At 67.9% G+C, this 12,504-nt stretch carries 15 protein-coding genes and 1 pseudogene; 5 read left to right on the plus strand and 11 right to left on the minus strand.

The features are described from left to right. Window positions 1-219 precede the first annotated feature (219 nt). Window positions 220-2,340: a catalase gene (locus ABIC28_RS17835; RefSeq protein WP_097209688.1), complete on the plus strand. Its 2,121-nt coding sequence runs from the start codon at window positions 220-222 to the stop codon at window positions 2,338-2,340. On the opposite strand, the gene ABIC28_RS17840 is transcribed toward ABIC28_RS17835, so the two are convergent. Further along, complete coding sequence (locus ABIC28_RS17840) at window positions 2,337-2,858, minus strand: hypothetical protein (protein ID WP_097209689.1); 522 nt, start codon at window positions 2,856-2,858, stop codon at window positions 2,337-2,339. The two genes, ABIC28_RS17835 and ABIC28_RS17840, sit on opposite strands and share 4 nt — an antisense overlap. 125 nt (window positions 2,859-2,983) lie before the next feature. Here ABIC28_RS17840 and ABIC28_RS17845 point away from each other — a divergent pair, with 125 nt between their 5' ends. After that, on the plus strand, window positions 2,984-3,811 hold the full coding sequence (locus tag ABIC28_RS17845; protein WP_097209690.1) for an alpha/beta fold hydrolase: 828 nt from the start codon (window positions 2,984-2,986) through the stop codon (window positions 3,809-3,811). A gap of 73 nt (window positions 3,812-3,884) precedes the next feature. Here ABIC28_RS17845 and ABIC28_RS17850 read toward each other — a convergent pair whose 3' ends face one another. The 10 genes from ABIC28_RS17850 to ABIC28_RS17895 all read right to left on the minus strand — a co-directional run bounded on the left by ABIC28_RS17850 (window position 3,885) and on the right by ABIC28_RS17895 (window position 10,897). Then, a complete protein-coding gene (locus tag ABIC28_RS17850) occupies window positions 3,885-4,220 on the minus strand; it encodes a nitroreductase/quinone reductase family protein (RefSeq protein ID WP_354580130.1) in 336 nt (111 codons plus the stop codon). A gap of 285 nt (window positions 4,221-4,505) precedes the next feature. Further along, window positions 4,506-6,896: an ATP-binding cassette domain-containing protein gene (locus ABIC28_RS17855; protein ID WP_097209691.1), complete on the minus strand. Its 2,391-nt coding sequence runs from the start codon at window positions 6,894-6,896 to the stop codon at window positions 4,506-4,508. Between the two features lie 54 nt (window positions 6,897-6,950). Continuing rightward, the gene (locus ABIC28_RS17860) at window positions 6,951-7,568 is read right to left on the minus strand and encodes a VOC family protein (RefSeq protein WP_097209949.1); all 618 of its coding nucleotides are present in this window, start codon (window positions 7,566-7,568) and stop codon (window positions 6,951-6,953) included. A gap of 19 nt (window positions 7,569-7,587) precedes the next feature. Beyond that, window positions 7,588-7,998 (minus strand): VOC family protein, encoded by a 411-nt coding sequence (locus ABIC28_RS17865; protein ID WP_179800399.1) that lies wholly within the window; start codon window positions 7,996-7,998, stop codon window positions 7,588-7,590. Between the two features lie 5 nt (window positions 7,999-8,003). Next, window positions 8,004-8,450, minus strand: coding sequence for a helix-turn-helix transcriptional regulator (locus ABIC28_RS17870; protein WP_097209693.1), 447 nt, complete (start codon window positions 8,448-8,450; stop codon window positions 8,004-8,006). A 98-nt stretch (window positions 8,451-8,548) separates the two neighbouring features. Next, window positions 8,549-8,821: a hypothetical protein gene (locus ABIC28_RS17875; protein WP_143548359.1), complete on the minus strand. Its 273-nt coding sequence runs from the start codon at window positions 8,819-8,821 to the stop codon at window positions 8,549-8,551. Then, window positions 8,818-9,441 (minus strand): OB-fold domain-containing protein, encoded by a 624-nt coding sequence (locus tag ABIC28_RS17880; RefSeq protein ID WP_108168795.1) that lies wholly within the window; start codon window positions 9,439-9,441, stop codon window positions 8,818-8,820. Before ABIC28_RS17880 ends, ABIC28_RS17875 begins: the two co-directional genes overlap by 4 nt. 35 nt (window positions 9,442-9,476) lie before the next feature. Further along, complete coding sequence (locus ABIC28_RS17885) at window positions 9,477-9,827, minus strand: DUF3703 domain-containing protein (protein WP_097209696.1); 351 nt, start codon at window positions 9,825-9,827, stop codon at window positions 9,477-9,479. Between the two features lie 24 nt (window positions 9,828-9,851). Further along, window positions 9,852-10,568: a cation diffusion facilitator family transporter gene (locus tag ABIC28_RS17890; protein WP_097209950.1), complete on the minus strand. Its 717-nt coding sequence runs from the start codon at window positions 10,566-10,568 to the stop codon at window positions 9,852-9,854. Beyond that, a complete protein-coding gene (locus ABIC28_RS17895; RefSeq protein ID WP_097209697.1) occupies window positions 10,568-10,897 on the minus strand; it encodes an ArsR/SmtB family transcription factor in 330 nt (109 codons plus the stop codon). The genes ABIC28_RS17890 and ABIC28_RS17895 overlap by 1 nt, the downstream gene beginning before the upstream one ends. A gap of 103 nt (window positions 10,898-11,000) precedes the next feature. Here ABIC28_RS17895 and ABIC28_RS17900 point away from each other — a divergent pair, with 103 nt between their 5' ends. The 3 genes and pseudogenes from ABIC28_RS17900 to ABIC28_RS17910 all read left to right on the plus strand — a co-directional run bounded on the left by ABIC28_RS17900 (window position 11,001) and on the right by ABIC28_RS17910 (window position 12,503). Continuing rightward, window positions 11,001-11,387 (plus strand): hypothetical protein, encoded by a 387-nt coding sequence (locus ABIC28_RS17900; RefSeq protein WP_179800401.1) that lies wholly within the window; start codon window positions 11,001-11,003, stop codon window positions 11,385-11,387. Continuing rightward, window positions 11,384-11,800: a Rieske (2Fe-2S) protein gene (locus ABIC28_RS17905; protein WP_097209698.1), complete on the plus strand. Its 417-nt coding sequence runs from the start codon at window positions 11,384-11,386 to the stop codon at window positions 11,798-11,800. Before ABIC28_RS17900 ends, ABIC28_RS17905 begins: the two co-directional genes overlap by 4 nt. A 59-nt stretch (window positions 11,801-11,859) precedes the next feature. Beyond that, window positions 11,860-12,503: pseudogene (locus ABIC28_RS17910) on the plus strand (endonuclease). The last annotated feature ends 1 nt before the right edge of the window (window position 12,504 follow it).

A 12,504-nucleotide genomic window follows, 5' to 3' on the forward strand; every position in this document is an offset into this window, starting at 1 on the left:
CGTGTCGCCATCTTTCTGTTCAGACTAACGGCATGTGACGGTTGTCGTCTGCAGTGCTCGGGCCGGCCGGTGTCGCGGCCAGGGCGCGTAGCTCCTTCGCCGCGAGACCCGCGGCCCGGTGGGAGTTCACCCGTTCGAAAGTTCCCCCTGCCGCTCGAAACGAAACGGGTTTTCGCATGGTGGCCCTCGGGTACCCGCCGTGAACAGAAAGGAAGTCCCATGTGCCCGCCCGATGATCCGAAGTATGACGACCTGAACCCCTCCCGAGTGCCCGCGGAGTCCGGCCGTCTGACTACCCAGCAGGGGGTGCGCATCGGTCACACCGACGATGCGATCACGGTGGGTGAGAGGGGCCCAACGCTCCTGGAGGACTTCCATCTGCGGGAGAAGGTCACCCACTTTGACCACGAGCGCATTCCCGAACGTGTCGTGCACGCGCGCGGGGCGGGTGCCTACGGTGAGTTCCGACCATACGACGGCTGGCTCGGTGAGTACACGACAGCGCAGTTTCTCCGCGATCCGTCGATCGCGACTCCCGTCTTCGTGCGGTTCTCCACCGTGGTCGGCTCGCGCGGCTCCGCGGACACGGTGCGGGACGTGCGCGGTTTCGCCACCAAGTTCTATACCGGGCAGGGCAACTATGACCTCGTGGGGAACAACTTTCCCGTCTTTTTCATCCAGGACGGCATCAAGTTCCCGGATCTGATCCACGCGGTGAAGCCCGAACCGGACAACGAGATCCCGCAGGCTCAGTCCGCGCACGACACGTTTTGGGATTTCGTTTCGTTGCAGCCGGAGACCCTGCACGCGGTGATGTGGCTGATGTCGGATCGCGCCCTCCCACGCAGCTACCGGATGATGCAGGGGTTCGGGGTGCATACCTTCCGGTTGATCGACGACGATGGTCGAGGCACTTTCGTCAAGTTTCACTGGAAGCCTGCGCTCGGGACCCACTCGCTGGTCTGGGACGAATGCCAGCTCATCGCGGGCCGTGACCCCGACTTCAACCGGCGCGATCTGTGGGAGGCCATCGAGGCGGGTCAGTATCCGGAGTGGGAACTCGGAGTTCAGCTCGTCGCCGAATCGGACGAGCACGCCTTCGATTTCGACCTGCTCGACGCGACCAAGATCATCCCCGAGGAGCAGGTACCGGTCCGGCCGGTCGGTCGAATGGTGCTCAACCGCAATCCGGACAACTTCTTCGCGGAAACCGAGCAGGTGGCGTTCCACACCGCCAACGTGGTGCCGGGCATCGACTTCACCAATGATCCGCTGCTGCAGGCCCGCAACTTCAGCTACCTGGACACCCAACTGATCCGGTTGGGAGGTCCGAACTTCGCTCAGCTCCCGGTGAACCGGCCGCTCGCCGAGGTCCGCACCAACCAGCGAGACGGCTACGGGCAGCACCAGATCCCGCAGGGTCGCAGCGCCTACACGAAGAACAGTCTGGGTGCGGGGTGTCCTGCGTTGGCCGACGAGGGGGCCTTCCGGCATCGGGCCGAGAAGGTGGAGGGCCACAAGATCCGTGCCCGCAGCGACAGCTTCCGCGACTTCTACAGTCAGCCGCGGCTGTTCTGGAATTCCATGTCCCCGATCGAGCAGGAGCACATCGTCGCCGCATTCGGCTTCGAGCTCGGCAAGGTCCGCAACGGCGAGGTCCGCAACCGGGTGCTGTCGCAATTGAATCTCATCTGCCACCCGCTGGCCGCCCGGGTCGCGCCCCAGCTCGGGCTTCCCTGCCCCTCCCACGATCTCCTTCTTGGCAACGGGGCCAGATCGCCGGCACTGTCCCAGATCGGTCAGGAACCATCGGGCATCGTGAGCAGGAGGGTGGCGGTCCTGGTCGCGGAGGGTGTGGATGTGACCGGCGTCGAGCGCCTGACCGAGTGGCTGAGCGAGCGCGGTGCGGTCGTCGAGATCATCGGTCCCGCCGAGGGGGTCGTGCCGGGCGGCTCCGGCGGTGAGCTGATCATCGACCGCGCCCTCCCGACCACGGCCTCCGTGCTCTTCGATGGAGTCGTGGTCCCTTGTGGCCCCGCGGCCGTCGCGGCCCTCCTCGAGAGCCGCGCAGCCGTCCGGTTCGTCGCCGAGGCCTACGATCACGCCAAGCCGCTCGCGGGGTTCGGGTCCGGGCTCCGCCTGCTGCTCGCCGCTGGGGTGCGCGAGCCGATCGCCGAGGAATCGGATGTGGTCACGGCATCCGGCGTGGTGACATCGGCCGCGGCCTCGGATGCGCTGCCCACCCGGCTGTTCACCGACTTCGGGGACGCGCTTGCCTGCCATCGGGCGTGGGACCGCACGTCGGACCTGGTGGCGGCGGAGACGGGGGGTCCTTCCTAGCCGAGATTCCGGCGCGCGGCCGCGGCGGCCTCGCGGTATTCATCGCGATGGGTCAGCAGGTGCGCGTCGAGCCGCGCATGGTCCTCGAGTCCCGGGATGGTGCAGTCGGTCTCGTGGGGGTACCCGTTGCGCGCCAGCCAGGAATTGACCTCGGCCCACGCCCAGGTCTCCCCCGGGACCAGCGTGACCGGCAGCGGGAACGGATCGTGTTGGTGCCGCTGCCCTGTCACCCAGAGCGCGACGGCCTGCCTGGTGCAGCGGGCCCGCTCGGCGATCATCCGGCGATTCACGAGGTCGGGCTGCGTTCGTTCCGCGGCGACACCGCGCTCGGCAAGGGCCTCGGCGAGATTCATGCCCGCGACGGCGCGTCGGTACGCGGCGCCGACCACGGTGACGACATTGAGGTGCCCGTGAACGGTCACCGTGGCGCCGAGGTCGTCGCGGATCCGATTCTCCACGGAGGCCGGCAACAGGGGGGTGATGAACGAGTACCGATAGCTGTTCTCCTCGTGGTCCACCCGGCGAGCGTAACTGCTGGTCCAACGCCGTGTTGACATTCGTCAACACGGCGTTGGGGCGTGGCGGCCGTCTCGTCCGCGCGGTGCCAGTAACCTAATGATCACTCGGTAATCAAGGAGAAGGCATGACCGTCAGTCTGTCCCGCATCACGATCTCGCGCGGCGAGCTGTCCCTTTTCGAGGCGACGCCCGAAGCGGGCTCGGAGGTCAAGGGCACCGTCGTCATGGTTCCCGGCTTCACCGGCTCCCGGGAGGACTTCCTCCCGATGGCGCCGTTCGTCACCGCCGAGGGCTACCGGCTGATCTCGTACTCCCAGCTCGGCCAGTACGACTCGGACGGACCGGACGGCCCCGAGGCGGTCGGCGAGTACACGATCGCCAAGTTCGCGCTTGACCTCGCCGAGGTGCTCGACCAGGTTGCGCCAGGCGAGAAGGTTCACCTCCTCGGCCACAGCTTCGGTGGCCTCGTCACCAGGGCGGCTGTGCTGAACGACCCGAAGCGATTCCTGGACTACGTGATCCTCGACTCGCCGCCGAGTGGTCAGAACCTGGGCGGCGCCATGGACATGGGCCCGATCCCGGAGCTGCTGTGGGCGGGCGGCAACGAGGCCTTGTGGCAAGCCATGTTCGGCACCTTCGAGGACATCTTCCCTGCACCGGTCAAGGAGTTCCTGCACAACCGGATCATGGTGACCAAGACCGCGAACATCGCCGGGATCGCCCTTACCATGGGCACCGAGCCGGACCGTGTCGGGGAGCTGTCCGCGACCGGCGTGCCGATCCTCGTCGTCGCAGGCGAGCACGACGTCATTCCGGTGGACATCCAGGCCGACGCCGCGGCGCGCCTCGGCGTGAAACTCGAGATCATCGCGGGGGCCGCTCACACGCCGAACGAGGAGAAGCCCGAGGAGCTCACGAAGGTGCTCGTCGAATTCTGGGGCGGGGCAGCCTGAGCGCGGATCGCTTTCATGCGGCGGTGAGCGCGAACACCCGCAGGGAGCGGGTCGTGCGGTGTTCGTACCCATGCTAAGTCGAGAACATGTCCTTGAACGCCTGGAAGATTCGCGTCCGTTCGGGCTCGGCGAGGAGAGTCGCCGTGACAGGGATGGCCTTGCCGCCTGTGGCCACTGTCGCGCTCGGGTCGGCGAGCAGATTGCCGGACCAGGCGGGATGGTTCGCTTGGCCGTAGTTGCTGCCGACCACGAAGATCTGGCTGCCCTCGCGGTAGTACACCAGAGGGATCGTTTTCGGCTCCCCCTTCCTGCGCCCGGTGGTGGTCAGCAGCATCAACGGCGTGGCGAACGGACCGAAGACCGTGTACCGACCGGCGCTCCGCTTCAGCAGCCACCGATCGATGGGCACGAGCTTGCGGTTCGCCCATGCGCCCGCCCGAGTCGAGAGAAAGGCGAGGCCCGGTTTCCGCAAAAGTCTGTTCTCGGTGCCCACCGGATATCGGGAAACGGTGAATCGGCCATGAACAAGTTGACTCGCACGGTTCCGATGGTGTCAACAGTTGATGCGTCTCGGCATTGTTGACACCTGCCGGGCGCGAGTACGACGCTCGACTCCATCGTTCGCTCATCCAGTGCCAGGTCCCCCCAGATCAACGCGTCACAGGGTTGATCTGGGGGGCGATCTCGACCTTGGTCAGGCGCCGACGTAGGCCGCGAGGTGCTCGCCGGTGAGGGTGGAGCGGGCGGCGACCAGGTCGGCGGGGGTGCCCTCGAAGACGATCCGGCCGCCGTCGTGGCCCGCGCCGGGGCCGAGGTCGATGATCCAGTCGCCGTGCGCCATCACCGCCTGGTGGTGCTCGATCACGATCACCGACTTGCCGGAGTCGACGATGCGGTCCAGCAGGCCGAGCAGGTTCTCGACGTCGGCGAGGTGCAGCCCGGTCGTCGGCTCGTCGAGGATGTAGACGTCGCCCTTCTCGGCCATGGCGGTGGCGAGCTTGAGTCGCTGCCGCTCGCCGCCGGACAGCGTGGTGAGCGGCTGGCCGAGGCTGAGGTAGCCGAGCCCGACATCGGCGAGCCGTTGCAGGATCTTGTGTGCGGCGGCAATCTTGGCCTCGCCGGCGCCGAAGAACTCCTCCGCCTCGGCCACCGGCATCGCGAGCACCTCGGCGATGTTCCGGCCGCCAAGCGTGTACTCGAGCACCGACGCCTGGAACCGCTTCCCCTCGCACTCCTCGCAGGGGGATTCGACGGTGGCCATGACCCCCAGGTCGGTGTAGATGACGCCCGCGCCGTTGCAGGTGGGGCACGCGCCCTCGGAATTGGAGCTGAACAGCGCCGGCTTCACGCCGTTGGCCTTCGCGAACGCCTTGCGGATCGGCTCGAGCAGCCCGGTGTAGGTCGCCGGGTTGCTGCGCCGGGAGCCCTTGATCGCGCCCTGGTCGATCGAGACCACACCGTCCCTGCGGGACACCGAGCCGTCGATCAGTGAGCTCTTGCCGGAGCCCGCGACGCCGGTGACCACGCAGAGCACCCCGAGCGGGATGTCGACGTCCACACCCTGCAGGTTGTGCGACGTCGCGCCGCGGATCTCCAGCGCACCGGACGAGGACCGCACCGATTCCTTGACCGCCGCGCGGTCGTCGAGATGGCGGCCGGTCATGGTGTCACTCCCCCGTAGCCCCTCCACGGAGCCCTCGAAGCAGACGGTGCCGCCCGCCGTGCCTGCGCCGGGGCCGAGGTCGACGACGTGGTCGGCGATCACGATGGTCTCCGGCTTGTGCTCCACGACCAGCACCGTGTTGCCCTTGTCGCGCAGCTGCAGGAGCAGGGCGTTCATCCGCTCGATGTCGTGCGGGTGCAGGCCGATGGTCGGCTCGTCGAATACATAGGTGACGTCGGTGAGCGACGAGCCGAGGTGCCGGATCATCTTGGTGCGCTGCGCCTCGCCGCCCGACAGCGTGCCCGCCGGTCGGTCAAGCGAGAGGTACCCCAGCCCGATGTCCGCGAACGAGTCGAGCAGGTGCCGCAGCGCGGTCAGCAGCGGCGCCACCGAGGGTTCGTCGAGACCCCGGACCCAGTCGGCCAGATCGCTGATCTGCATCGCGCAGGCGTCGGCGATGCTCTTGCCCTCGATCTTGGAGGATCGAGCCCCCTCGCTGAGCCGGGTGCCGTCGCACTCGGGGCAGGTCTGGAAGGTGATCGCGCGGTCGACGAACGCCCGGATGTGCGGCTGCATCGCCTCGCGGTCCTTGGACAGGAACGACTTCTGGATCTTCGGGATAAGGCCCTCGAAGGTCACGTTGACGCCGTCGACCTTGATCCTCGTCGGCTCCTTGTACAGCAGGTCGTTCACCTGCTTCTTCGTGAACTTCGAGATCGGCTTGTCCGGGTCGAAGAAGCCGCAGCCACGGTAGATGCGGCCGTACCAGCCGTCCATGCTGTAGCCGGGGATCGTCAGCGCGCCCTCGTTCAGCGACTTGCTGTCGTCGTACAGCGCGGTCAGGTCGAAGTCGGAGACGTTGCCGCGACCCTCACAGCGCAGACACATGCCGCCGGTGATGCTGAAGGCGCGACGCTCCTTGATCTCCCGTCCGCCCTTCTCCGTGGTGATCGCGCCCGCACCGCTGACGGAGGCGACGTTGAAGGAGAACGCCTGGGGCGAGCCGACGTGCGGCTGCCCGAGCCGGCTGAAGAGGATGCGCAGCATCGCGTTGGCGTCGGTGGCGGTGCCGACCGTGGACCGGGGGTTCGACCCCATCCGTTCCTGGTCGACGATGATCGCGGTCGTCAGCCCCTCCAGGACGTCGACCTCCGGCCGCGCCAGGGTCGGCATGAAGCCCTGCACGAAGGAGCTGTAGGTCTCGTTGATCATCCGCTGCGACTCCGCGGCGATCGTGCTGAACACCAGCGAACTCTTGCCCGAGCCGGAGACGCCGGTGAACACCGACAGCCGCCGCTTCGGGAGCTCGACGCTGATGTCCTTGAGGTTGTTCTCCCGCGCCCCGGTCACGCGGATCAGATCGTGGCTGTCGGCGGCGTGCAGCTCAGGCGACTGCGTAGCGGTCCTCGTGGCAGAGCTCATCGTTCCCCTTCTGTCAGGCCGCCGTCGCGACCCGTTGTCCCTATATTCCACCGATCACGCCCTCCCGGGCACGGTCTCCCACGCGAAGCCATCCGGGTCGACGAAGGGTCCGGCATCGCTGCCGATGACGATCCGGTGCGATCCGGTTCCGTCCGGGGACACGCCCGCGTCCTTCGCGAGGGCGCGACGGCCGTAGAGCGCCAGCTTGACGTTCGACGGCGGGGTGGCGAATTCGACGTACTTGCGGCCGTAGCTCTTCCCCACCTCCAGTCCGCGGTCGACGTAGAACTGCTTGGTCGCCTTGACGTCCTCGACGCCGAGCAACAGCACGATGTCATCGATCTGCCGGGTGGCCGGTCCGTCGTTCTTCTTCGTGGACGTCGCGATCTTCCAGATCGCGCCGTCCGGGGCCTGCACGACGCCGCCGTAGCCCCAGAACCCCTTCTTGGCCGGCTTCATGGCGGTGGCGCCGCCGTCGAGGGCGGCCCCGACGAAGGCATCGACGATGTTCGGCCGGGACACCACGAGCGACAGGGTGTAGCCGCGGAATCCGGTGGTCGGTGCCTCCGCGGCGCGTACGCCGACATGATCGCCGACCCCGAATGCGGCGTAGAAGGCCTCGGCGGACGAGGGGTCCGGCACCTCGAGGACGACGGACTTGATGGCGGTCATGGGCTTGGTGGAAGTCATGTCAGCGCACCTCGTTGATTCGGAGAAGGTTCCCTGCGGGGTCCCGCACAGCGCAGTCGCGGATGCCGTACGGCTGCTCGATCGGTTCCTGGACGATGTCCGCGCCGTTGGCCACCAGCTTGCCGAAGGTGTCGTCCAGGTCGGGGGTGGCCAACGTGAGGATCGCGTAGGTCCCCTTGGCCATCATCTCGGTGATCATGCGCCGCTCGTCGTCGGTGACGCCGGGGTCGGCGGCGGGCGGGTGCAGGACGAGCGAGGTGTCGGGCTGGTCCGGGTGGCCGACGGTGATCCAGTACATCCCGTTGTAGCCGACCTCCTTGCGGACCTCGAAGCCGAGGGTGTCGCGGTAAAAGGTCAGGGCGGCGTCGCGGTCGTTGTGTGGGAGGAAGGCCGAGTGAATTCTGATGTCCATGGCAGTCACGCTAATTGGGGTGACACCGCCTGCGCTTCTCGATTCCTGATCGGTCTGGTCACCTGCTTCGCGACGCAGGACGGCATCTCCCCCCCGGGGCGCGTCTGGTCCCGGTATGCGCTCGGCGGCATACCGACCAACTCTGTGAATCGGGTGCTGAAGGTGCCCAGCGACGAGCAGCCCACCGCGAAGCAGACCTCGGTGACGCTGAGATCGCCGAGACGCAGCAATGCCATCGCGCGCTCGATGCGCCGCGTCATCAGATAGGAATACGGCGACTCGCCGTAGGCGAGACGGAACTGGCGGCTGAGATGCCCGGCCGACATGTGCGCGTCGCGGGCGAGCGCCTCGACATTCAGTGGCTGCGCATACTCCCGGTCCATCCGGTCGCGGACACCGCGCAGCCGGGCGAGGTCACGAAGGCGTTGTGGCTCGGCGGGTGTGCTGGTCACCTCACGATGGTGGCACGTCCCACCGCGGTTGCCTAGCACCGCAGGCGTCCCACCCCGGTTGCGTCCGGCTCCCCCGGTGTCACCGGGTCGGCGACGGCTCAGGCGACGGTGTCGAGGCGGAGCGGGCCGACCGCACCGCGATCGAGCTGCACGGTGTCCGCGCCGACCTGTCGCCAGGCTGCTCGCAGCTCGTATTCGTCGGCCGTGATGTCGCCGGCCAGATACCGAGCCAGATCCGCGACCTCCTCGCGGCTCACGTCCTCGGAATGATCGTCTGCCAGCGTCTGCGACAGCACCCACCGGTCCGCTTCGCTCAGCGGCTCCCACAACTCGGGCCAACGCCGCGCGTATGTGCATGGGCTCCACATCATCGCGACCTCTCTACCTCGGTCGTACGCGTCCAGGTGGTCCAGCTTCGCCGGCGCAGGAACCACTCCAGGATGTCGCCCGCGTTGTGCGTGTGGTGCTGTCGGGGTGGCGGTTCGTGTGTTGGCGCCTTCTCCCGACGGCAATCGCAGGCGATCGAGCCGACCACGCCGCGGAGGGGGAATCTCGCGCCCCGGATCGCCGGGTGCAGCAGCACGCGCACTCGCTGGCCCGTTCGAACCAGGACCTCGCCCTCGATCGACGCGTAGATCCGTCCGCCGCTGTCGAGATCGACGATCGCGATCGTGGTCGGCAGCGGTTCCGCGTGCATCTCGTTCATGGCGGGTTCGACCACCATCCACGACACGATCGAACCGGATCCCGACGACGGAGCTCCGGTGAACGTGGCTTCCTCGGTTACCTCACCACTCCCGGCGCGGGCGTCTCGCCGGCCGATCTCGTCGACCCGACACGTCACGCGCGGGTGTAGCAGTTGGTGTTGGTACATCGCGGAAACCTCACCTTCGTAACCTTCGCCCCGTGTACGACACATTGCCCGCAGGCGCGGGTACCCGACAACGGTCGGACTACCTGGGTACATGCCTGTATTGCGTGTGAGGTGCATCACACGTGCCGGTCCGGGGGTGTGTGGACCAGGTGTCAGGCGACGAACGAGGTGACGGTCTCGGCCAGGTCGTCAGGGATCCGCATGGGGGTCGTGAGTCCCGCGGATGCGCGCCCGGTGTTCCCCTCCGGGTAGCGCCCGGACAGTGAGCCTGGGGCGGCCACGATGATCCGGACGACCTGGCCGAGCGCCTCTCCCCGATCCCGCTGGGCCAGCGCGAGTGCGAGCATCGCGACATGGTTGCGGGTGTGCAACCAGGGGTGTGGCTGCGAAATGATGTGGGCGCGCTCGAGGTGCCGCCACCTTTCTTGCGCGGTGGGCGCGGTCCGGCCAGCGGTCATCTCGTGGTCGTACAGCGCTCGGGCGGGTGGGGTGATGGCCCGCATCGGGGTCTCCCGGTGTCTCGGTGCTCAGTCGCAGCAGTCGCAGTCGGGATCGGCCGTGTCGTCGCTCGGCCGTCCGGCCGCCGGAGTGGGGCAGCAGGGATCGCCCCGCCAGGCGTTGATTCCCTCCCTCACCGCGATCACGGCGATGACGAGGGCCGCGATCGGGTCGGCCCAGGACCACCCGAACAGGCTGTTGAGGGCGAGCCCGACCAGCAGCACCGCCGACAGGTAGGTGCAGAGCAGGGTCTGCTTGGAGTCCGCCACCGCGGAGAGCGACCCCAGTTCGCGGCCGGCTCGCCGCTGCGCCCAGGACAGGACGGGCATGACGGCCAGGCTGACGGCGGCGAGCGCGATGCCCACGGTCGAGTGGCGGGCCTCGCCGAGACCGAACAGGGACCGGAGCGCGTCGATGCTGACGTAGAGGGCCAGGGCGAAGAAGGAGAAGGCAATGATCCGCAGGGCGACCTTCTCGCGGGCCTCGGGATCGCGGCCCGCGAACTGCCAGGCAACCGCCGCCGCGGAGGACACCTCGATCACCGAGTCGAGGCCGAACCCGATCAACGCCGCCGACGAGACCCGGGTGCCCTCGGTCAGCGCGATCGCTGCCTCGATGATGTTGTAACTGATCGTGGCGCCGACGAACAGCCGGATCCGGCGCGAGAGGACCCGCTTACGTGCCTCGTCGGGTGCGGGTGCCCCTGGCCGTGGACGCGCTGCGGGCAGTCCGAGGTTCGACGCCATCAGCAGCATTCCTCGGTCGCGGCGTCGGGGCAGTACGACGGATCGACCGCGAGGACGAGGCCGATCAGGTCCTCGAGCGCTCTGCCGATCCGCGGATCGGCGAGTTCGTACCGGCTACGGCGGCCTTCCGGAACCGCGATCACGAGGCCGCAGCCGCGCAGGCACGCGAGATGGTTGGACAGGATCTGTCGTGAGACGCCGATCTTGTCGGCGAGATCGGACGGGTATCCGGGCCCGTTGCGCAGGCTCAAGAGGATCTGCGACCGCGTCGAGTCCGACAGCGCGTATCCGAACCGCGATAGTGCGTCGCTGCTCACCAGGGTGTCCATATGTCAATAATACAGATTTATCTGTATTAACAACACCCTGCATCGAACTTGCCGGCTCCGGCGATGAAGATGGCATGAACACTTAAGTTAGGTGTTTCAAACTTTGCGATGTGATCAATCGAAATTTTGCGCGCGCCATGCCCGTCGCCCCGATCGAGGGCGGCTCGGCGAGCGCGCCGTCGCGGCGTCAGCTGCTGATCGGAGGGGCGCTGGCGGGTTCGGCGGGCCTGCTGCTGGGCGCCTGGCCAACGGATCCGCCTATGCCGTCGGTGAGCTCGCCCTCGGGGCGGGCGTCAGCAACGCCGAGGTCTCCGCGTTGCTGCTCGGTGTCGGTGTCGGTGTCGGTGTCGGCGCGATCATCCAGGTGATCGTCCAGATCACGCCGTCCCTGCACGGCCGCGATCGCACGTCCGTGGACCCGGTGGTCCTGGGCGGGATCGGCGTTGGAATCATGCTGATGTACCTGACCGGATTGGTGGTTCCCGCATGACCGACGTCGATCAGGCGGGCTCGATGCCCCGCCGAGCCTTCCTGGCCGCCTCCTGCGCGACCGGCTGCCTGGCCGTCGCGGGCTGCAGCACCGGGGTGGCGGCCGTCGGCAAGGACCGGAGCACCGAACCCGCGCGGGTTCCGGTTTCCGAGGTCCCGGTCGGAGGCGGGATCGTCCTGGCCGAGCACCAACTGGTCCTGACCCAGCCCGAACCGGGCGTCTACCGGGCGTTCGCGGCGGTGTGCACCCACCAGGGCTGCCTCGTGTCCGAGGTGAGCGACGGCACCATCAACTGCGCCTGCCACGGCAGTCGCTTCTCGATCGCCGACGGTTCGGTGGTCCGCACACCGGCGCGGGAGGCGCTCGCCGGTTACGCGGTCACCCGCGCCGGGGACATGCTCACCGTCGAGTGACGAGCGGGTCGGGGCGGCCTGCGCGGTTTCGATCCCGACTTCCGGGCAACCCTCGGTTCATGCGAAGCGACACCGACCGCACGATCGTCTCGGCGCTATTGGACGAGGCGGGGAACACCTACGCGGCGCAAGCCGGAATCCGGTTGAAGGACACCCCCGCGCCGCTGTTCCAGTTGTTGATTCTCGCGTTGCTGCTCAGCACCAGGATCTCCGCCGACATCGCGGTCGCTGCCGCGGCAGAGCTGTTCCGCGCGCGTCTCCGCAGCCCACGCGCCGTGCGCGCGGCAGAGCGCCGCACCATCATCGCCGCGCTGGGGCGCGGCCACTATGTCCGATACGACGAGCGCACGGCGACCCGTCTCAAGAACGCAGCCGCCCGCGTCGAGGATCTGTACCGCGACGACCTACGGAGGCTCGCCCGCGAGAGCGATCACGATGTCGCGAAGGCGACCCGGCTTCTCACCGACTTCGACGGGATCGGGCCGGTCGGAGCCGCGATCTTCCTGCGGTCCAGGACGTGTGGAGCTGGGTTCGGCCGTACTTCGACGAGCGAGCCGCGCAATCGGCCGAAGGCCTCCGGTTGCCGACCGATCCGCACAGGCTCGCCGAACTCGCCCCGCCCGACCGGCTCGGCGAACTGGCCGCAGCGCTCGTCCGGGCGTCGCTCGACGAGGACCTTCGCGCGCAGACAGGCCGGACGTGAC

It is taken from the genome of Rhodococcus sp. PvR044 (assembly GCF_040548995.1).
Lineage (GTDB): Bacteria > Actinomycetota > Actinomycetes > Mycobacteriales > Mycobacteriaceae > Rhodococcus_G > Rhodococcus_G oryzae.

Coding starts and splice junctions, on each gene's coding strand:
- ABIC28_RS17835 (WP_097209688.1), top strand. CDS start 220: ATGTGCCCGCCCGATGATCCGAAGTATGACGACCTGAACCCCTCCCGA.
- ABIC28_RS17845 (WP_097209690.1), top strand. CDS start 2,984: ATGACCGTCAGTCTGTCCCGCATCACGATCTCGCGCGGCGAGCTGTCC.
- ABIC28_RS17855 (WP_097209691.1), bottom strand. CDS start 6,896: ATGAGCTCTGCCACGAGGACCGCTACGCAGTCGCCTGAGCTGCACGCC.
- ABIC28_RS17860 (WP_097209949.1), bottom strand. CDS start 7,568: ATGACCGCCATCAAGTCCGTCGTCCTCGAGGTGCCGGACCCCTCGTCC.
- ABIC28_RS17865 (WP_179800399.1), bottom strand. CDS start 7,998: ATGGACATCAGAATTCACTCGGCCTTCCTCCCACACAACGACCGCGAC.
- ABIC28_RS17875 (WP_143548359.1), bottom strand. CDS start 8,821: ATGATGTGGAGCCCATGCACATACGCGCGGCGTTGGCCCGAGTTGTGG.
- ABIC28_RS17880 (WP_108168795.1), bottom strand. CDS start 9,441: ATGCACCTCACACGCAATACAGGCATGTACCCAGGTAGTCCGACCGTT.
- ABIC28_RS17885 (WP_097209696.1), bottom strand. CDS start 9,827: ATGCGGGCCATCACCCCACCCGCCCGAGCGCTGTACGACCACGAGATG.
- ABIC28_RS17890 (WP_097209950.1), bottom strand. CDS start 10,568: ATGGCGTCGAACCTCGGACTGCCCGCAGCGCGTCCACGGCCAGGGGCA.
- ABIC28_RS17895 (WP_097209697.1), bottom strand. CDS start 10,897: ATGGACACCCTGGTGAGCAGCGACGCACTATCGCGGTTCGGATACGCG.
- ABIC28_RS17905 (WP_097209698.1), top strand. CDS start 11,384: ATGACCGACGTCGATCAGGCGGGCTCGATGCCCCGCCGAGCCTTCCTG.